The 19265-nt window shown below is 73.6% G+C and carries 19 protein-coding genes and 1 pseudogene; 13 read left to right on the forward strand and 7 right to left on the reverse strand.

From position 1 onward, the window contains the following. The 3 genes and pseudogenes from GT045_RS18395 to polX form a co-directional block, all read left to right on the forward strand. Positions 1-2038 (forward strand): annotated as a pseudogene (locus GT045_RS18395) (hypothetical protein); the annotation flags it as partial. A 14-nt stretch (positions 2039-2052) separates the two neighbouring features. Next, positions 2053-2316, forward strand: a complete 264-nt coding sequence (locus GT045_RS18400) for a hypothetical protein (RefSeq protein WP_161334831.1) — start codon at positions 2053-2055, stop codon at positions 2314-2316. Between the two features lie 158 nt (positions 2317-2474). Next, positions 2475-4202 (forward strand): DNA polymerase/3'-5' exonuclease PolX, encoded by a 1728-nt coding sequence (gene polX / locus GT045_RS18405; RefSeq protein WP_161334832.1) that lies wholly within the window; start codon positions 2475-2477, stop codon positions 4200-4202. Positions 4203-4390: 188 nt separating this feature from the next. Here the strand turns inward: polX and GT045_RS18410 are convergent, their stop codons facing one another. Together GT045_RS18410 and GT045_RS18415 are read right to left on the reverse strand one after the other, a co-directional pair. Further along, complete coding sequence (locus tag GT045_RS18410) at positions 4391-5713, reverse strand: phosphoribosyltransferase family protein (protein ID WP_161334833.1); 1323 nt, start codon at positions 5711-5713, stop codon at positions 4391-4393. A gap of 12 nt (positions 5714-5725) precedes the next feature. Then, positions 5726-6037: a dsRBD fold-containing protein gene (locus GT045_RS18415; protein WP_161297364.1), complete on the reverse strand. Its 312-nt coding sequence runs from the start codon at positions 6035-6037 to the stop codon at positions 5726-5728. Positions 6038-6151: 114 nt separating this feature from the next. Here GT045_RS18415 and GT045_RS18420 point away from each other — a divergent pair, with 114 nt between their 5' ends. Then, the gene (locus GT045_RS18420; protein ID WP_161297366.1) at positions 6152-6526 is read left to right on the forward strand and encodes a YchJ family metal-binding protein; all 375 of its coding nucleotides are present in this window, start codon (positions 6152-6154) and stop codon (positions 6524-6526) included. 70 nt (positions 6527-6596) lie between these two features. Here GT045_RS18420 and GT045_RS18425 read toward each other — a convergent pair whose 3' ends face one another. Then, positions 6597-7298 carry an FCD domain-containing protein gene (locus tag GT045_RS18425; RefSeq protein WP_161334834.1) on the reverse strand — a complete coding sequence of 234 codons (702 nt, stop codon included), beginning with the start codon at positions 7296-7298 and terminating at the stop codon, positions 6597-6599. A 140-nt stretch (positions 7299-7438) separates the two neighbouring features. Between GT045_RS18425 and GT045_RS18430 the strand changes: the two genes are divergently transcribed. Next, on the forward strand, positions 7439-7966 hold the full coding sequence (locus GT045_RS18430; protein ID WP_161297370.1) for a gluconokinase: 528 nt from the start codon (positions 7439-7441) through the stop codon (positions 7964-7966). Between the two features lie 38 nt (positions 7967-8004). Beyond that, complete coding sequence (locus GT045_RS18435) at positions 8005-9402, forward strand: gluconate:H+ symporter (RefSeq protein ID WP_161297372.1); 1398 nt, start codon at positions 8005-8007, stop codon at positions 9400-9402. 102 nt (positions 9403-9504) lie between these two features. Here the strand turns inward: GT045_RS18435 and GT045_RS18440 are convergent, their stop codons facing one another. The 3 genes from GT045_RS18440 to GT045_RS18450 form a co-directional block, all read right to left on the reverse strand. Next, positions 9505-10131, reverse strand: a complete 627-nt coding sequence (locus GT045_RS18440) for a cytochrome b/b6 domain-containing protein (RefSeq protein WP_161334835.1) — start codon at positions 10129-10131, stop codon at positions 9505-9507. Continuing rightward, positions 10115-10843, reverse strand: a complete 729-nt coding sequence (locus GT045_RS18445; RefSeq protein ID WP_161293419.1) for a molybdopterin-dependent oxidoreductase — start codon at positions 10841-10843, stop codon at positions 10115-10117. The genes GT045_RS18440 and GT045_RS18445 overlap by 17 nt, the downstream gene beginning before the upstream one ends. A 258-nt stretch (positions 10844-11101) precedes the next feature. Continuing rightward, entirely contained in the window at positions 11102-12103 is a 1002-nt protein-coding gene (locus tag GT045_RS18450) for a hypothetical protein (protein WP_202528422.1), read from the reverse strand. A 664-nt stretch (positions 12104-12767) separates the two neighbouring features. Here GT045_RS18450 and GT045_RS18455 point away from each other — a divergent pair. The 4 genes from GT045_RS18455 to GT045_RS39855 are packed head-to-tail and all read left to right on the forward strand — an operon-like array spanning position 12768 to position 14954. After that, entirely contained in the window at positions 12768-13664 is an 897-nt protein-coding gene (locus tag GT045_RS18455; RefSeq protein WP_161293423.1) for a DMT family transporter, read from the forward strand. Between the two features lie 37 nt (positions 13665-13701). Continuing rightward, positions 13702-14217 (forward strand): NUDIX domain-containing protein, encoded by a 516-nt coding sequence (locus tag GT045_RS18460; RefSeq protein WP_161334837.1) that lies wholly within the window; start codon positions 13702-13704, stop codon positions 14215-14217. Positions 14218-14238: 21 nt separating this feature from the next. Further along, on the forward strand, positions 14239-14631 hold the full coding sequence (locus tag GT045_RS40725) for a DUF202 domain-containing protein (RefSeq protein WP_161293427.1): 393 nt from the start codon (positions 14239-14241) through the stop codon (positions 14629-14631). Continuing rightward, the gene (locus GT045_RS39855) at positions 14628-14954 is read left to right on the forward strand and encodes a DUF202 domain-containing protein (protein WP_161334838.1); all 327 of its coding nucleotides are present in this window, start codon (positions 14628-14630) and stop codon (positions 14952-14954) included. Before GT045_RS40725 ends, GT045_RS39855 begins: the two co-directional genes overlap by 4 nt. Before the next feature lie 156 nt (positions 14955-15110). On the opposite strand, the gene GT045_RS18475 is transcribed toward GT045_RS39855, so the two are convergent. After that, entirely contained in the window at positions 15111-16061 is a 951-nt protein-coding gene (locus tag GT045_RS18475) for an NADP-dependent oxidoreductase (RefSeq protein WP_161334839.1), read from the reverse strand. 112 nt (positions 16062-16173) lie between these two features. Between GT045_RS18475 and GT045_RS18480 the strand changes: the two genes are divergently transcribed. From GT045_RS18480 to GT045_RS18490, 3 genes are all read left to right on the forward strand, one after another. Further along, positions 16174-16473: a hypothetical protein gene (locus GT045_RS18480; RefSeq protein WP_161293433.1), complete on the forward strand. Its 300-nt coding sequence runs from the start codon at positions 16174-16176 to the stop codon at positions 16471-16473. Between the two features lie 168 nt (positions 16474-16641). Next, positions 16642-17664, forward strand: coding sequence for a phosphotransferase family protein (locus GT045_RS18485; protein ID WP_161334840.1), 1023 nt, complete (start codon positions 16642-16644; stop codon positions 17662-17664). A gap of 5 nt (positions 17665-17669) precedes the next feature. Then, a complete protein-coding gene (locus GT045_RS18490) occupies positions 17670-18893 on the forward strand; it encodes an acyl-CoA dehydrogenase family protein (protein WP_161293437.1) in 1224 nt (407 codons plus the stop codon). Positions 18894-19265 lie beyond the last annotated feature (372 nt).

Genomic DNA, 19265 nt, shown 5'->3' on the forward strand with positions numbered 1-19265 from the left:
CCGGGCCCGGGCCGCCGCCACCGAGGCGACCGCGCACGCCTCCCGAGCCAACGCCGCCGCCACCAAGGCCGAGGCAGGCGCCTCGGCGGCGAACGCCGCGGCGAACAAGGCGCGTTCTGAGGCCGCCGCTACCCACTCGGCCGCGCTGCGCGCCAACTCCAAGGCAGCCGAGGCCACCGCGCAGGAAGGCCGGGCCGGGATGGCGGCCCACGAGGCGGTGCGCCTGGCCGGGCTCGCCGCCATCCGCGCCAACCAGTCCCTCCAGGCGGCCCACCGGACCCGGGACGAGGCGGACGGCGCCACACGTGAGGCCGCGATGGCTCAGCTTCAGGCCGCCGTCGCCGTCCAGGCATCCGCGTCCGCCCGCTCCGCCGCGGCCGGCATCGCCGACCCGGCCAACACCGCCATCACGCTGACCGCCCCGTTCTCCGGCACCGATGTCGGCGCCGATCTGACGGCCGAGGTGACCGAGGCCGCGCTGGCGACCGGTCAGGCGGAGGTGGCCAAGGCTGAGGCCCGGGCCGTGGAGGCGGTCAAGGCGGCCGACGCCGCCAAGGCCGCCGCCGACCGGGCGAACGCCCAGGTGGCACCCGCCTTCAAGGCCGCGGAGCAGGCCGCACGGTCCACGGTGGACGCGGCGCGTTCGTCGGCCGCCGCGCTGAAGTCCGCGGCCCAGGCCGCCGAGGACGGCGCCAAGGCACGGTCCGCCGCCGCCCGCGCGGACCAGGCCGACGCCCAGGCCGGCGCGGACTCCGCCCTCGCCCAGCAGGCCGCCGAGCAGGCGTTCGCCGACGCCACAGCGGCCCGTACCGCCGCCACCCAGGCGGAGGCCGAGGCCGTGCGCGCCCGTACCGCCGCCACCCAGGCAGAGAACGCGGCCACCGCCGCGAGCAGTGCCGCCACCCTGGCCGAGCGGGAGGCCGCCACGGCCCAGGGCGCGGCCACCCAGGCGGAGCAGGACGCCGCCGACGCGGACAAGCTGGCCGAGTCCGCCGAGAGCCACGCCAAGTCGGCCGAGGAGGCGGCCAAGAACGCGAACACCCACGCGGAGGAGGCCGGGAAGGCCGCCGAACGCGCCGAGGAGGCCGAGCGAGAGCGGCAGCGCAAGGATCTTGCCGAAGCCGCGAAGAAGAACCCGAAGTACACCGATCCCCAGCCCGGCGGCGGGGGCGGTGAGCCCGGCAGCGGGGCCGAGGCCCTGGACGCGCTGATCCTGCGGATGGCCACCGAGTACGCGCTGGAACAGGTCGGTCTGAGCAAGGAGGAGCTGGCGCTGGTCCAAAGCCTCTCCGGTCAGGACCTTCTGGACTACCTGAAGGACAACGGCGCCGAGATCCTGGTGGAGCTGTTCGCGGGCGACATCAAGGAGTGCATCGACGACCCCGACATCGGGATCTGCATCTGGGCCATCGTCCAGAACGCCGGCCCGGTCAAGCTGCTGAAGATCGGGAGCAAGCTGCCGAGGATCAGCAAGGCCGTCTGGGGCATCAAGGGGTTCCTGGAGAAGGTCGACAAGGCGCGCAAGAGGTTCGACGCGTTCACCGACAAGCTGGAGGGTGCCAAGGAGAAGCTGGACCGGCTGAGGGCGTTCTGCGACCGCGGCTCCGGAGGCGGCAAGCCGGGCCGGCAGTCGAATCCGGCGGTCGTCCAGCGGTCCGCCGCAGCCGCCGACGCCAAGCCGAAACCGGACACGGACTGCACCTTCCCCATCTTCCGGACCCCGAAGACCGTGGACGTGGCCTATGAGAAGCTGCACGGCCCGAACCCGGCCCGGGGGGCCGAGGAGGGGAGCAACGGCAAGGTGTACTTCGGCGAGCAGAGCGTCGCCGCCGAGTACTGGGGGCGGGGCACGTACGCGTCCGGGATGTACCGGTACGACATGGACATGAAGTTCCTGGTGCAGTTCGCCAAGGCGGCCCAGCGTTACGACTGGAAGGGTCCGAACGGAAGCCCCAGGATCGAGTGGGAGATCGATTACAGCAGGCTGGACGAGTTCAACGCCCTGACCGTCCACCGCACCTGGATACCCAAGCTGTGAGGAGGCTGAGTGCCGTGCCCTCGACACTTCATCAGGAGTACGACGTCCGTGTGCTCGCGGTACGCCCCTGGGGGCTGGACGTGGTGCTCCCGGACGGCACCGCGGGACTGATCGACAACGCCAAGGACCCGCGCTGGCCGGACGGTGACCAGCAGGCGGCCGTCGGAACGGTGGTCCGCGCCGTCGTCCTGGACGACGAGCGCGACCCCGTCCGGATGAGCGCCCGGGACGACGACCGGGCCGTCGCCCGTGCCCTGCGGGAGGCCGCCGGTCGTTAGCCGCAGGGCCGAGGGCCGCGTTCCCCGCCGTCGCCGGCGCCCGGTTCCGCGGCCCTTTCGCGCGAGGCCGGCCGCCGCGAGCTCGTCGAGGCGATACGGCCGTAGGCGCAGCGCCTTGAGCGTGTGCCGGGGTGGATGTGGGTTCCTAGACTTGAGGGGTGGCCCGGGCCAACGACGAGGTCGAGGCGCTGCTGCGGGAGTACGCCGACCTCATCGCGATCACCGGAGGCGACGCCTTCAAGGCGCGCGCCTACGAGAAGGCGGCGCGGGCGATCGGCGGGTACGCGGCCGACGTGTCCACGCTGGACGCGGAAGGGCTGCGCGAGATCCCGAACGTGGGCCGGTCGATCGCCGAGAAGGTGGCCGAGTACCTGCGCACGGGCCGCATCGCCCTGGTCGAGGAGCGCCGGGCGCGGATCCCCGCCGGCGTGCGTGAGCTGATCACGATCCCGACCCTCGGGCCCAAGAAGGCGCTGCGGCTCTACGAGGACCTGCACATCTCGTCGGTGAGCGAGCTGGCCGCTGCCGTCGAGGCGGACGCGCTGGCCGATCTGAAGGGGTTCGGGGAGAAGACGCAGGCCAACATCCGGCACGGCATCGAGCTGCTGCGCCGGGCGGCCGGCCGGGTGCCGCTGGCGTCGGCGCTGGACACCGCCGAGGGGATCGTCGCCGCGCTGTCGGGGGTGCCGGGCTGCGAGCGCTGCGCTTACGCCGGTTCCCTGCGCCGGATGCGCGAGACCGTCGGGGACCTTGACGTGCTGGTCGCGGCAAAGCGGTCGGCGCCGTTCATGGAGGCGCTGTGCGGGCTGCCGGTCACCGCCGAGGTCGTCGCACGGGGGACGAAGAAGACGTCGGTGCGCACCGGCAAGGGGCTCCAGGTCGATCTGCGGGTGGTGCCGCCGGAGTCGTGGGGTGCCGCGATGCAGTACTTCACCGGTGCCAGGGCGCACAACATCCGTACCCGGACCATCGCCGTGCACCTGGGGCTGAAGCTGTCGGAGTACGGCCTGTTCGACACCGGGAGCGGGGAGTCGGTCGCCTCCCGTACCGAGGAGGAGGTGTACGCGCGGCTCGGTCTGCCGTGGATCCCGCCGACGCTGCGCGAGGACCGCGGGGAGGTCGAGGCGGCCCTGCGTGGCGCGCTGCCCGAGGTGGTGACCGAGCGGGACATCCGCGGTGACCTGCACACCCACACCGATCTGACGGACGGGCTCGCGTCGCTGGAGGCGATGGTGGAAGCCGCCGCCGAGCGCGGCTACGCGTACTACGCGGTCACCGACCACGCGCCCGACCTGTACATGCAGCGGATGACACGGGAGAAGGCGCTCGCCCAGCGGGAGCGGCTGCGGGAGCTGGACGGCACCCGGCGGCGGATGCGGCTGCTGCACGGTACCGAGCTGAACATCGGGCCGGAGGGGGAGGTGGACTGGCCGGAGGAGTTCCTGGCCGGTTTCGATCTGTGCGTGGCCGCGCTGCACTCCCACTTCGACCTGGGCCGTACGGCGATGACGCGCCGGCTGGTGCGGGCCTGCGAGAACCCGTACGTGCATGTCATCGGGCACCCCACGACCCGGCTGATCGGCAGGCGGCCGGGGGTGGACGCCGACTGGGACGAGGTGTTCGCCGCGTGCGCGCGTACCGGCACCGCGCTGGAGGTCAACGCCCAGCCGGACCGGCTGGACCTGTGCGACGAGGACATCCTGCGGGCCAGGGCGCACGGGGTGCGGTTCGCCGTGAACACGGACGCGCACTCCGTCCCGCACCTGGCGCAGCTGCGGTACGGCGTGGGGACCGCGCAGCGCGGCTGGCTCACCCCGGACGACGTGATCAACACGTGGCCGCTGACCCGGCTGCGCCGGTTCCTGCGCAAGGACGGGCGGCGCTGAGCCGTCTCCCCACGGACCGGCGGGCCGAGTCATGCGCGCCGCGGACCGGCCGGCCCGACCCGGGTCGTGCGCGAGGACCCGGCGACGCCTCGGCCGGGCACGTCGTCACCGGCGGGGAACAGGAACGGGGGTGGCGGTTCCGGCGGGCGTGGCCCGCGCCTATACGTGCGCGGGTGCCATGTGGTCCGTTATACGTGCGCGGGTGCCATGTGGTCCGTGAACCAGTCGCGTGCCAGCTCGGTCGCCCTCTCCAGCGTTCCGGGTTCCTCGAAGAGGTGGGTGGCGCCGGGGACCACCTCCAGCCGGTTCTCGCAGCGCAGCCGGGTCTGTGCGTCCCGGTTGAGGTCGAGCACCAGATGGTCGGCGCCGCCGACGACGAGCAGGGTGGGGGCCGTCACCGCGGGCAGCCGGGGGCCGGCGAGGTCGGGCCGGCCCCCGCGGGAGACCACCGCGGCCGGGCGCAGGGAGGCGTCGGCGGCGGGGTCGGCGGCGGCCCACAGGGCGGCGGCGGCGCCGGTGCTGGCGCCGAACCAGCCGATGGCGAGCCCCTCGACGCCGGGTTCCTCGCGCAGCCGGCGGGTGGCGGCCAGCAGCCGGCCGGCCAGCAGGGCGATGTCGAAGACGTTGCCGCGGTCGGCCTCCTCCTCGTCGGTGAGCAGGTCGAACAGCAGGGTGCCGAGCCCGGCCCGGTGCAGCGCCCCGGCGACGAACCGGTTGCGGGGGCTGTGCCGGCTGCTGCCGCTGCCGTGGGCGAAGGCCACGACGCCGGTCGCGGCGTCGGGCAGGGTGAGCCGGCCGCCCAGGGTCACGCCGTCCGCCGGCACGGTCACCTCCCGGTCGGCGGAGCGCGCGCCGGCCGGGAGGTGACCGTGCCGGCCGCGGCTCGCGGCCCGGCGCAGGCAGGCGGTGACCTCGTCGTCGCCGACCTGGGAGAAGTCGGCGTAGAACTGGCCGACGGCGGCGAAGTCCCAGGGGGTGTCCAGGCAGACCAGCTCGTCGGCGTCCCCGCCCAGTCGGCGGGCGAACTCGCGTGGGGCCACGGGAACCGCCAGGACGATCCGGGCCGCGCCGCGGGCCCGGGTGATGCGGCAGGCGGCGCGGGCGGTGGAGCCGGTGGCCACTCCGTCGTCGACGACGAGGGCGGTCCGGCCCGCGACGGGGACGGGGGGCGTCTCGCGGTAGCGGGCGGCGCGTTCCAGCAGCACGTGCCGCTCGCGCTCCTCGACCCGGGCGAGGTCCGCCTCGCCGACTCCGCTGCCGCGCAGCACCTCCTGGTTGATCACGCGCAGGCCGTCCTCGGCGATCGCGCCCATGCCCAGTTCGGGCTGGTGGGGCACGCCGAGTTTGCGTACCAGGCAGACGTCGAGGGGTGCGTCGAGGGCGTCGGCGATGACGGCTGCGACCGGCACCCCTCCCCTCGGCAGTCCGAGCACCACCACGTCCTGGCCCCGGAGGTGCTCCAGGCGCTCACTCAGCCGGCGGCCCGCTTCGAGGCGGTTCCTGAAGTGCACGGCGGGGCTCCTTCATTCGCGCGACAGCCAGAGCGGCGCCGGGCCGTCGGTGTCGGCCGCCCCGGTCGCCCTCATGTCGCCGTCGGCGGCGCGCAGCAGCATGCGGCCCATGGCGATGAGGGCGCGTCCGGCGGCGAGTTCGTCGCCGATGTCCGCCATGGCCTCGTCGTAGGGGTTGCGGCGGGCCTCGGCGTGGCTCTCCAGGACGTTGTCTCCGGTGTCCAGGACGATCCGGGCGGTGGTGTCGGGATCGTGCTCGGACAGGTACAGGTTGAGCCGCCATTCCTTGACGGCCGGAGGACGGCTGCTCACGGGTCGGGTCATCGTCCCTCTCGCCTCCCTGCGTCGCGATCCCGGCGGGGCGCGCCCCTTCAGGCCCTTCCACTGTGCACCCGGCCCGTGGCGGACGCCTCCCCTGCTGCGGGCAGAATGTGGGCCATGACGTCGCGTACCTGCCCTTGTGGTCTCCCCCGGCCCTACGACGCCTGCTGCGGCCGTTTCCACGCGGGCCCGGCGAGCGCGCCGACCGCCGAGCTGCTGATGCGTTCGCGGTACAGCGCGTTCGTGACCGGGGACGCGGGGTATCTGCTGCGCACGTGGCATCCGCGGACCCGGCCCGGCCGGCTGGACCTCGATCCGCGGATGCGGTGGACGGGGCTGGAGATCCTGGACACCGCCGACGGGTCCGCCTTCCACGCGACGGGGACGGTGACCTTCCGTGCCTCCTACCGCGGTGGCTCGCTGCACGAGCGGAGCCGCTTCGAGCGGGTGGAGGGGGCGTGGGTGTACGTGGACGGGGAGTTCCTGGACTGACCGGCCGAGCGTGACCGGCCGGGGTGGCCGGGCGGGGGTGACCGGGCGGGGGTGACCGGGCGCCGGTGGACTAGGGCGCCAGGATGTCCAGTTCCTGCAGGGCGCCCGTGGTGATCTGCCGGGTGAGTTCCTCGGCGCGGGCCGCGTCGCGGGCGCGGACGGCCTCGGCGACGCGGACGTGCAGGGTGACGGCCGCCGGGTCGGGGTCCTCGAACATGACCTCGTGCTCGGTGCGGCCGGTCAGCACCTCGGCGACGACGTCGCCGAGGCGGGCGAACATCTCGTTGCCCGAGGCGTTGAGCACGACCCGGTGGAAGGCGACGTCGTGGACCAGGTACTTCTCCAGCTGCCGGCCGCGTGAGGTGGCCACCATGCCGAGTGCGCACTCGGTGAGTTCGGCGCACTGCTCGGCCGTTGCGTGCTGCGCGGCCAGGCCGGCCGCGACGGGTTCGACGGCGGAGCGCAGCACGGTGAGCGAGCGCAGCTGGTGCGGGCGGTCGGCGCCCGCCAGGCGCCAGCGGATGACCTGCGGGTCGTAGACGTTCCACTCGGCCTTCGGGCGGACGGTGACACCGACGCGGCGGCGGGACTCGACCAGGTGCATGGATTCGAGGACGCGTACCGCCTCGCGCATGACGGAGCGTGACACCTCGAAGTGCTGCGCGAGTTCGTCCGTGCGCAGGACGCTGCCGGGCGGGTACCCGCCCGCCGTGATCGCGGGGCCGAGGCTGTCCAGAACATGGCCGTGCAGGCCCCGGCCCCGTGTGCTCATGCACTCAGCGTACGGCGTGTGTCACAGACCTAAAAAGTCAGACTTATATGTCACACACTCTTGAATTCGTCGTACCTAATGGGTTTCAGTGTGGCGACGCCGATGTGGCGTCGGATGTCGAGGAAGACAGCGAGGCAGTGATGCGAACCCCCCAGGTCGTCGTCGTGATGGGCGTCGCGGGGACGGGCAAGACGACGATCGGTCCCTTGCTCGCCGCGCGGCTGGGCGTCCCGTACGCCGAGGGCGACGACTTCCACCCGCAGGCCAGCATCGACAAGATGTCGGCCGGGATCCCGCTCGACGACGCCGACCGGTGGCCGTGGCTGGAAGCCATCGGGCACTGGGCTCACGGCCGGGCCGGGCTGGGCGGGGTGGTCAGCAGCTCGGCGCTGAAGCGCTCGTACCGCGACCGGCTCAGGTCGGTGGCCCCCGGAGTGGTGTTCCTGCACCTGGCGGGCGACCGGCGGCTGATCGAGGAGCGGATGTCGCAGCGGCAGGGCCACTTCATGCCCACCGCGCTGCTGGACTCCCAGTTCGCCACCCTCCAGCCGCTCCAGCCGGACGAGGCGGGAGTCGCCGTGGACGTCAGCGGCAGCCCGCAGGAGATCACCGAGCGTGCCGTGCGGGCCCTCGCAGCCCTTCCCGACACCACGGGCAGCTCCCGGTAGCGCCCGTCAGAAGATTCCCGTAACCGCAAGGAACCCCCGTGACCAGACTCAGCGTCGAGATGCTGGCAGCGGACGCGCCTGCGCCGATCACCTCCGCCGGGCACGCCCAGCTGGGCATCGCCGTCCTGGTGGGCATCGCCGTCATCGTCCTGCTCATCACCAAGTTCAAGCTCCATGCCTTCCTGGCCCTGACCGTCGGGTCACTGGTGCTGGGCGCGGTCGCCGGCGCGCCGCTCGACAAGGCCATCACCAGCTTCACCACCGGGCTCGGCAGCACGGTGGCCGGCGTGGGCGTCCTGATCGCGCTCGGGGCGATCCTGGGCAAGCTGCTCGCCGACTCCGGCGGTGCCGACCAGATCGTCGACACGATCCTGGCGAAGGCCGGTGGCCGCGCCATGCCGTGGGCGATGGTGCTGATCGCCTCCGTGATCGGCCTGCCGCTGTTCTTCGAGGTCGGCATCGTGCTGCTGATCCCGGTCGTGCTCATGGTCGCCAAGCGCGGCAACTACTCCCTGATGCGCATCGGCATCCCGGCGCTGGCCGGCCTGTCCGTGATGCACGGTCTGATCCCGCCGCACCCGGGACCGCTGGTCGCGATCGACGCGGTCAAGGCCAACCTGGGCATGACGCTGGCGCTCGGCATCCTGGTCGCCGTCCCGACGGTGATCATCGCCGGCCCGCTGTTCTCGAAGGTCGCGGCCCGCTGGGTGGACGTCCCGGCACCCGACCGGATGCTGCCGCAGCGCGCCTCGGACGAGCTGGAGCGCCGTCCGGGCTTCGGCGCGACGCTCGCCACCGTGCTGCTGCCGGTGGTGCTGATGCTGGCCAAGGCGCTGGTGGACATCGTCGTCGACGATCCGGCGAACCGTACCCAGCGGGTCTTCGACGTCGTCGGCTCCCCGCTGATCGCGCTGCTCGCGGCCGTGCTCGTCGGCTTCTTCACACTGGGCCGGCCCGCCGGCTTCACCAGGGACCGGCTGCAGCGGACCGTCGAGAAGGGCCTGATGCCCATCGCCGGGATCCTGCTGATCGTCGGCGCGGGCGGCGGCTTCAAGCAGACGCTGATCGACTCCGGTGTGGGCCAGATGATCCTGGACATCTCCAAGGACTGGTCGATCCCGGCACTGCTGCTGGCCTGGCTGATCGCGGTGGCGATCCGGCTGGCGACCGGCTCGGCGACGGTGGCGACGGTCTCGGCGGCCGGTCTGGTCGCGCCCCTCGCGGCCGACATGTCGACCACCCACACGGCGCTCCTCGTCCTCGCCATCGGCGCGGGTTCGCTCTTCTTCAGCCAGGTCAACGACGCCGGTTTCTGGCTGGTGAAGGAGTACTTCGGGCTGAGCGTCGGGCAGACCGTCAAGACCTGGTCGCTGATGGAGACGATCATCTCGGTGGTCGCGGGCGGGCTGGTCCTGCTGCTCTCCCTGGTGATCTAGGGCCGGCGCGTACGGCTGGTGATCCAGGGCCGGCGCGTACGGGGCCGGCGCGTACGGGCCGGTGATCCAGGGCCGGCGCGTACGGGCCGGGCGCGAAGGGGGTCAGGGCCGCCACAGCGGGTGTTCGCGGGCGGCCCAGTCCTCGCTCACCGTTCCCGTGCGCAGGCCCCGCCGGGCCTCCGGGTCGCCCAGGGCCATGCCGATGTGGCCCGCCAGGACCACGCCGATCGTCAGGGACAGCCAGTCGTGGACGAAGGTCGCCGAGGTGCGCCACTGCAGCGGGGTGAGATGGGTGAACCACATCATCAGGCCTGTGCCGAGCATGACCAGGGTGGCGCCGGCGATCCAGGCGGCGTAGATCTTCTGGCCGGCGTTGAACTTGCCCGCCGGGCGGGCCGCGGGCCGCTTGTCGCGGCGCAGGGCGGCCCGCAGCCAGACCCGGTCGTGCGGGCCGAAGCGGTCGAGGAAGCGCAGGTCACCGCGGAAGGCTCGGGAGGCCAGGCCGAGCAGCACCGGCACCGGCAGGGCGAGGCCCGCGTACTCGTGGACCCGGACGACCAGCTCCCGGCGGCCCACCACGACCGCGAGCTGCGGGATGTAGAGGAACGCGGCGGTCACCACGCACACGCCCATCAGCGCGGCCGTGCCGCGGTGCACCCACCGTGCGGCGGGCGTGAAGCGCCGCACGTCGGTGCCCGGCGGGGCCGGGGTCTCAACCGGTGGGGTCATCGCTCCGCCCGTTCGAACGGCCGACCCAGGCGTCGACGTCGTAGCCGAGTTCCTCCCAGTAGCCGGGCTTCACCCGGTCGGTGACGGTGATCCCGGAGAGCCACTTGGCCGACTTGTAGAAGTACATGGGGGCGACGTAGAGGCGGACGGGGCCGCCGTGGTCGTGGCCGATCTCCTTGTCCTGCATGCGCAGGGCGACCAGGACGTCCGGACGGCGGGCCTGCTCCAGCGTGAGGCTCTCGCTGTAGGTGCCGTCGAAGCAGGTGAAGCGGACGGCCCTGGCGGAGGGGCGGACGCCCGCCGCGTCCAGCAGGTGGGAGAGGCGGACGCCCTGGAACGGGGTGCCGGGGACCCGCCAGCCGGTGACGCACTGGACGTCCCTGACCAGCCGGGTCTGGGGCAGCGCGCGCAGGTCGGCGAGGGTGTAGCCGCGCGGGCGGTCGACCAGGCCGTCGATGGTGAGGCGGTAGTCGGCGGCGCTCCGGTGCGGGACGGACGCGGCGACGGAGTAGTAGCGGAAGCCGCCGCCGTTGGGCAGCAGGCCGGTGAGCCCCGTGGGGTCCTTGCCGGCGACGCCGCCGAGGAAGCCTTCGAGGCCGCGTTGCAGCGTCGGCGCGGCGAGGACACCGAGCGCGCCGAGGCCGAGGGTGCCGAGGAAGACGCGGCGGCCGACGGGCCTGCCGTCCCGCTCCTCGGGTTGTTCAGTGTTCACGTCGCCATTCGAGCACTCGGGGCCGCGGGGGGCCAGGGAATCGGGCCACCGGTCAGAGTTCCGTAATCTCTTCTCACGGACGTCTCCTCCCGGCTCGTCCCTACGTACGTTCCGGAGGGTGTGCGCCTCTCACCCACCGGCCGCGTCCTCATCCACCGGCCGCGTGCTCATCCACCGGCCGCGTCCTCACCGGCCGCGTGCTCACCGGTCCGTCACGTCCTCACCGGCCGACCGCGTGCTCACCGGCGGACCGTGTGCTCACCGGCCGAGCGCGCGGTCGCGGGCGGTGCGGAAGGCCGCGCGGGGGTCGTGGTGCGCGTAGGTCCAGGGGGCCGCGGTGGGGTGGTCGCCGATGCGCTGGAAGAGGGCCGCCGCCTCGGCGGGCCGGCCGGCGCAGGACAGGGCGAACGCGAGGTGGTTGAGGTCGATGAGGCGGCGTGGGTGCTCGTCCTGCTCCCACTCCAGCCACCAGTCGAACGAGGCGCTCAGGATCCGCCGGGCCCGTGAGCCGGACCAGTGGTGGGAGGCCGACGGGCCGGCGGAGCCCAGGCCGGTGGCGGCGAGGACCCGGTAGCGCTCGGCGTAGGCGACGACCGGCAGGACGGCCAGCGGGGAGTCGGCCGGGGCGCCGGCGGCGGCCGCCTCGGCGGCGTCGTAGACCTCGTGGCCCTCGCCCCGGCCGGTTCCGGCGCGTTCGGCGAGGCCGGCTATCAGCAGGTGGTGGGCGTGGTGGTGCTCGGGATGGCGGCGGCGCAGTTCGGCGAACGTACCGAGCAGCTCGCTGTCCGGGCCGCAGGCGCGGGCGAGCAGCAGCAGGCCGAGCCAGGGGGTGGGGTCGGCCGGGGCGAGGGCCGCGGCCGCCGCGCCGGCCTCACGGGCCCGGCCGGGTTCCTCCGCGCCGCGTAGCGCGCGGTGGACCAGCGCCAGGGCGAGCAGTGTGGCGGCGTCGGCGGAACCGGGCTCCGCGACCAGCCAGTCGTGCGCCCACGCGGCGGCGTGAGGGGCCTGGGCGAGCACGGTGAGACGGTGGCCGCGGCGGTCCCAGTCGTCGCCGGTGCGCACCAGCAGGGCGCGGACGGCCTGCCGGCGGCCCTGGGCCGACGCGGCCCGGGCGGTGCGCAGTTCCGCGTCGTCCAGCGCGGCGTCGAAGGCACCGGTGTCGTCCCGGATGTCGTCGGACGGGTCCGTTGCGGCCCGGCGAGTGCCGAGCAGAGGCGGGAGAGGGGGCACCGCGGAGCTTCCTGTTTCTCGGGCTGCCATCGACCGATCACGCACAGCAAACCCGCAGCCTTGGATCGCGTCAAGCGGAACGGCGGTGATGCCGGCTTCAACCTCGCTGCCGGGTACGGCACTTGAGCGTTGCGGCGCAGGTCGGGCCGGTCCCGGCGACCGGGCCGGGCGCTTCCCTGTGGCGTATGCCATGGTCTCGCGGACCCGTGCACCAGCGGCTCCCTGCGGGACGCGCCGTGCCGCGTGGGCCGAGCGCCCCGCCGCCCTGCCGCGCATGCCATGCCCCCGCCGATCCCTCACCCCGCCCCCTTGCGGCGCACGCGACCGAGGCGCCCTCCCTGCGGCGCACGCGATGCCTACCGACCGGAGGCATCCCCCTTCCTGCGGCGCACGCCACGCCCCCACCGACCGAGGCGCACCTCCCCGCGGCGCACACCCCACCGGCTCAGGCACGCCCTCCCCGCGGCGCACACCCCACCGACTCAGGCACCCCCTTCTTGTGGCGCACGCCATGGCTCCGCTCACCGAGTGCTGTGCCGTCCTGTGGCGTACGCCATGGCGCATATGCGTCCGGTTGCGGAGCATGGCGAGTCAACCGCCCGGTTCCGGGCACTTCCGGGGCAATGCCGTACCGGGAGCGCTACAGTCGGCCACTACGCGCCCGTGGTCCGGCCGGATGATCGAGGTACACAGCGTGTCCGTTCTGGTTCTCCTTCTCGCCGTGAGCGCGGCCTGCTGTCTGGGCTTCGGTTTCGTACTCCAGCAGAACGCGGCGCAGAAGGCTCCGCTCAGCGACTTCCTGTCCTTCCGGCTGCTGCTCGACCTGATGCGGATGCCCCGCTGGCTGGGCGGCCTCGGGCTGATGGTGGCCGGCATGGCGCTCGGCGCCGTCGCTCTCGGCAAGGGGGAGATCTCCCTGGTCGAGCCACTGCTCGCGACCAATCTGCTGTTCGCCCTCGCGCTGTCCCGGCACCAGACCAGACAGCCCCTGGGCCGCCAGGGCTGGGCCGGTCTGCTGCTGCTCGCGGGCGGCGTGAGCGCGTTCATCACGGGGGGCGAGCCGCGTGGCGGAACCGCCGTCGCCGACCCGCTGCGGCACTGGCTGATCATCGGGCTCGTGGTCGGTGTGGCCCTGGTGCTCACGGCGTACGCCAAGCGCTCCCGGCTGAGCTGGGGGCCGGTGCTGCTGGCCCTGGCCGCCGGGTTGCTCTACGGGGTGCAGGACGCGCTCACCCGGGTGAGCGGCACACTGTTCTCCGACGGCGGCATCACCGGCCTGCTCGCCGCCTGGCAGCCGTACGGCGTGGTGGCCTGCGGGGTCACCGGGCTGGTGCTGGTGCAGAGCGCGTTCGAGACGGCCCCCTTGCGCATGTCGCTGCCCGCGCTCACCGCGGCCGAGCCGCTCGCCGGGATCCTGTGCGGGGTGGGCTTCCTCGGGGACCGGCTGCGCACCGACACCGGGGCGCTGGCCTGGGAGGCGGCCGGGCTCGCCGCCGTGGTGGGGGGCATCGTGCTGCTCGGTCTGCATCCGGCCATGCCGTGCGGTCCGGGCGAGCCGGAGTCCCCCGCCCGGGACCTCCAGCGGCGCTGAGCCCCCGCGCGCCCGGCGGCTTTGCTTGGATACGGGCATGAATCCTGCTGACGAGATCCTCGACATCGTCGACGAGCACGACCGGGTCGTCGCCCGCAGCCCGCGCGGCGAGGCGTACGCCCGCGGGCTGCGCCACCGCTGTGTGTTCGTCCAGGCCCGGGACGCGTCCGGCCGGCTGTTCGTGCACCGGCGTACGGCGACCAAGCTGGTGTTCCCCGCGCTGTACGACATGTTCGTCGGCGGGGTCGTCGGCGCGGGCGAGTCCTACGACGAGGCGGCGCTGCGGGAGGCCGAGGAGGAGCTGGGGGTGAGCGGGCTGCCCCGGCCGGAGTACCTCTTCAAGTTCCTGTACGACGACGGCGCCGGGAACAGCTGGTGGTCGGCGGTGTACGAGGTGCGCTGCGAGCTGCCCGTGCGCCCGCAGCCCGAGGAGGTGCAGTGGCACGCCTTCCTGCCCGAGGAGGAGGTCCGGCGGCGGCTCGGCGAGTGGGAGTGGGTGCCGGACGGGCTGGCGGCCTACGAGCGGCTGCGGGCGTTCCGGGCGGGCCGCTGACCGCCCGGTAGGGTCGGCCCGGTGAGCGAATTCGTACGGAACATCCGGCTGTGGTTCGCGCCGGAGCGGGTGCGGGACGAGGGTGACACCCCCGACTACCGGTTCTCGCTGGCCAACGAGCGCACGTTCCTCGCCTGGCTGCGCACGGCGCTGGCGCTGATCGGCGGCGGATTCGCGGTGGACCAGTTCCTGCCGGACCTGCGCTGGGCGTGGCGCGCGGGTCTCGCGCTCGCGCTGCTCGGGGCCGGGGTGCTGTGCTCCCTGCGGGCGGTGAACCACTGGGTGCGCTGCGAACGGGCCATCCGGCGCGGCGAGGACCTGCCCGCGTCCCGCTTCCCGGCGCTGCTGGGCCTGGTGGTGGCGGTGGTGGCGGTCGCGATGGTCGTGGTGGTGCTGGTCGGGTGGGAAGGGTGACGGCCGGGACGGGCCCGGTGGTCCGGGACCCGGGGCTCCAGCCCGAGCGCACCCGGCTGGCCTGGCGGCGCACGACGCTGTCGGCCGCCGTGGCCGCCGTGCTGGCGCTGCGGGCGGCCCTGCACGGGGGCCTTTCGGCCCCCGGTGTCGTCGCCTGCGCGGCGTGCTGCGCGCTGTGGCTGGGCTTCCTGCGGGTGGCCCATCACCGCATCCGCGCCCTGGCCGCCGGGTCCCCGCCGGCGGCGCTCGCCCCGCGGCACGCGACGGCGGCGGTCACTTACGCGGTGGCTCTGGCGGTGTGCGCGGTCGTACTGGTGGTGTGAGGGCCCCGGTCCGGCGGGTCCGGACGGCGGGCAAGGGGGCGCCCCGTCCGGACGGCGACGGGCGAGGGGGGTGTCCCGTCCAGATGGCGGCGGGCCAGGGGGTGCCCGTCCACACGGCGGCGCGCGAGGCGGGTGTCCCGTTCGGACGGCGGCGGGCTAGGGGGTGTCCCGCCCGGTCTCCCGGTCCACGGTGACCACGATCTTGCCTCGGGTGTGGCCCTCCTGGTTCAGCCGGTGGGCGTCCGCCGTGCGCTCCAGCGGGAACGTCGCCGCGACGTGCACGGTGACGACGCCCTGTTCCGCCAGCTCCGCGAGACGGCCGAGGTCCTCGGCGTCCGGGCGGACGAAGGCGTACCGGCCGCCGAGGTCCAGCACCTGCGGGTCGGCGATCGACGCGAGCCGGCCCCCCGGGGCGAGCAGCTCTGCCGAGACCCTCAGCGTGTCCCCGCCGATGGTGTCGAAGACCGCGTCCACGCCTTGGGGGGCGAGCCCGCGCACCCGCTCCGCCATGCCCTCGCCGTAGGCCACGGGCTCACCGCCCAGCGCACGGACGTGGTCGTGGTTGGCCTCGCCCGCGGTACCGATGACCCGGGCGCCGAGGTGGGCGGCGATCTGGACGGCGAGCGAGCCGACCCCGCCGGCCGCGGCGTGCACCAGGACGGTCTCCCCGCGCTTGACGTCCAGCGCCTTCACCAGCACCTGATAGGCGGTGAGCCCGGCCAGCGGGAGTCCGGCGGCCTCCTCGAAGGACAGGTTGCGCGGCTTGCGGGCCAGGGTGCGCACGGGTGCGGCCACGTACTCGGCGAAGGTGCCCCGGGAGAGGAAGTCCTCGCGGACGTAGCCGATGACCTCGTCGCCGGCGCGGAACTCCGTGACCGATGCAGCGGGCCGCACGACCACGCCGCTGACGTCCCAGCCGGGGATCACCGGGAAGACGGCGTCCAGGACCGGGTCCAGATGCCCTTCCCGGCACTTCCAGTCGACGGGGTTGACGGCCGCCGCGCGCACCTCGACCAGGACCTGGTCGGGGCCGAGCTTGGGCTCGTCCAGTTCGCCGTACTCCAGCACCTCGGGGCCGCCGTAGCGGCTGTAGCTGATGCCTTTCATGCCTCGACCCTCCGGGGTGGTCTTGCGCCACGCAACCGGGATGCCCGGTTATGCGGCTTTCGCGTGGCAGCCTGTCCGTCGTCGAGACCCCGTACCCCCGAAGGTGAGCAGCATGACCACCGTCCACCAGGAACACACCGCACACGGGACGCACAGCCACGGACCGGGCTGCGGTCACGACGCCGTGCCGCACGGCGACCACCTGGACTACGCCCACGACGGCCATCTGCACCGGGAGCACGAGGGCCACTGGGACGAGTGCGAGCCGGCCGGGCACTCCGTCCACGAGGGGCACGAGCACGTGCACCACGACGAGTGCGGGCACGCGCAGGTCCCGCACGGCGACCACGTCGACTACCTGCACGACGGGCACCGGCACGCCGAGCACGCCGGCCACTGGGACGATCACTGACCTGTCGCGAGGCACGGCCGACGGCTCCCCGGGAGGCTCACCGGGGAGCCGTCGGCCTATCGTGGCCCCGGTCACGTTCGCTCCGATCTTCGCGTCATCCACTGGACGGCATACCGACCGGTCGGCATCATGAGCGGGACCGGTTCACCCGTCCATGAGGAGTGATGTATGAGTGCCGACCACCCGCCCGGGCTCGACCTGGACCGGCTGCGCGCCGTGCTCGACCGCGAGCGCCCCGGTCTGGTGAACGGCCCCCTGACCGGACGGCTGATCGAGGGCGGACGGTCGAACCTCACGTACGCGCTCGGCGACGGCACCTCGAAGTGGGTCGTCCGCCGTCCCCCGCTCGGGCATGTGCTGGCCACCGCGCACGACATGAAGCGCGAGCACCGGGTGATCAGCGCCCTGCACCCGACCCGGGTGCCGGTCCCCCGCCCGCTGCTGCTGTGCGAGGACGAGGAGGTGCTCGGAGCGCCGTTCTACGTCATGGAGTTCGTCGAGGGCACGCCCTACCGCACCGCGCGGCAGCTCGCCCCGCTCGGCGCCGACCGCACCCGGGACGCTGTGCTGTCCCTGGTGGACACACTGGTCGAGCTGCACGCCGTGGACCCCGCCGAGATCGGCCTCGCCGACTTCGGCCGCCCGGAGGGTTTCCTGGACCGGCAGCTGCGCCGCTGGGGCAAGCAGCTGGACGCCTCCCGCAACCGCGAACTGCCGGGCATCGACGAGCTGCACGCGGCGCTCGGCCGCGGACTGCCCACCTCCCCCGCCCCCGCGGTCGTGCACGGCGACTACCGGCTGGACAACGTCCTCATCGGCGACGACGACCGGATCAAGGCGATCCTGGACTGGGAGATGTCCACGCTCGGCGACCCGCTGACCGACCTGGGCCTGCTGGTGATGTACAGCCGGCCGCTGGGCATGACCGACTCGCCCGTCTCCACCACCGCCGAGGCCCCGGGCCACCCGGCCCCGCGGGAGCTGATCGAGCGGTACGCGGCCCGCTCCGGCCGGGACGTCTCGGCCGTCTCCTGGTACACGGCGTTCGCCTGGTTCAAGCTCGCGGTGATCCTGGAGGGCATCCACTACCGGTACACGCTCGGCCAGACGGTCGGCCGCGGCTTCGACCGCATCGGTGACCTCGTGCCCGTCTTCATCGACCACGGACTGACGACTCTTCAGGAAGGCTGACCCGCATGGACTTCGCGTTCGACGCGCGCACCGAGGAACTCCGGGCCAGGCTGCTGGCCTTCATGGACGAGTACGTCCACCCGGCCGAGGCGGTCGCCGAGCGGCAGCGGGCCGAGCTGGCCTCGCCGTGGGACACACCGGCCGTGGTCGAGGAGCTGAAGGCCGAGGCGCGCAGGCAGGGGCTGTGGAACCTGTTCCTGCCCGACGCCGAGCACGGTGCCGGCCTGACCAACCTGCAGTACGCGCCGCTCGCCGAGATCACCGGCCGCTCCCCGCACCTCGCGCCCACCGCGACGAACTGCGCCGCGCCCGACACCGGGAACATGGAGGTGCTGGCGCAGTTCGGCACCGAGGAACAGAAGAAGCAGTGGCTCCAGCCGCTGCTGGCCGGTGAGATCCGCTCGGCGTTCGCGATGACCGAGCCGGAGGTGGCCTCCTCGGACGCCACCAACATCACCACGCGGATCGAGCGAGCCTCCGACGGCACGGACGAGTACGTCATCACCGGCCGCAAGTGGTACATCTCGGGCGCGATGAACCCGGACTGCAAGATCTTCATCGTGATGGGCAAGACCGACCCGGACGGGGCGGACATCCGCCGCCAGCAGTCCATGGTCCTGGTCCCGCGCGACACCCCCGGGGTCACCGTCAGGCGGGCCATGCAGGTCTTCGGCTACGAGGACCACTCGCACGGCGGCCACGCGGAGGTCGAGTTCGACCACGTGCGCGTGCCGGTGGCGAACCTGGTCGGCGAGGAGGGCGGCGGTTTCGCCATCGCCCAGGCCCGGCTCGGTCCGGGCCGCATCCACCACTGCATGCGGCTGATCGGTATCGCGGAGCGGGCGATCGAGCTGATGTGCCGGCGAGCCGTGTCGCGTACCGCGTTCGGCAAGGCGCTGGCCCAGCAGGGCGTCGTCCAGAACTGGATCGCCGACGCCCGGGTCACCGTCGAGCAGCTGCGGCTGCTGGTGCTGAAGACGGCCTGGCTGATGGACACCGTCGGCAACAAGGGTGCGCACACCGAGATCCAGGCCATCAAGATCGCCACTCCGCGCGCGGTGGTCGGCATCCTGGACCGGGCGATCCAGCTGCACGGCGCGGGCGGGGTGAGCCAGGACTTCCCGCTGGCCGAGCTGTACGCGAGCGCCCGCACCCTGATGCTCGCCGACGGCCCGGACGAGGTGCACCAGCGGTCACTGGCCCGCCGGGAGCTGAAGAAGTACCTGTAGGACGGCACGGGGGCGTGGTGGCCCCGGGCACCCCGCCCCCCGTCGCCACGCCACGCCCGGCCACCGCGTCACATCGGCCGACGCACGGGCCGTCGCACCGGCCGACGCACGGGCCGTCGCACCGGCCGTCGCACGGGCCGACGCACCGGCCGTCGCACGGGCCGACGCACCGGCCGACGCACCGGCCGACGCACCGGCCGACGCACCGGCCGACGCACCGGCCGACGCACCGGCCGTCGCGTCGCGCCGACGCGCCGACGCGAATGCACAACCACAGCCGCAGCAACGGCAACAGCCGTAGCCGCAGCGGCAGCGCCCAGGCAGCCCGGCGCCCGTTACCCGGTGCGGGGCCGGGCACCCGGCAGCGTCGGG

It is taken from the genome of Streptomyces sp. SID486 (genome assembly GCF_009865385.1).
Taxonomy (GTDB): Bacteria; Actinomycetota; Actinomycetes; order Streptomycetales; family Streptomycetaceae; genus Streptomyces.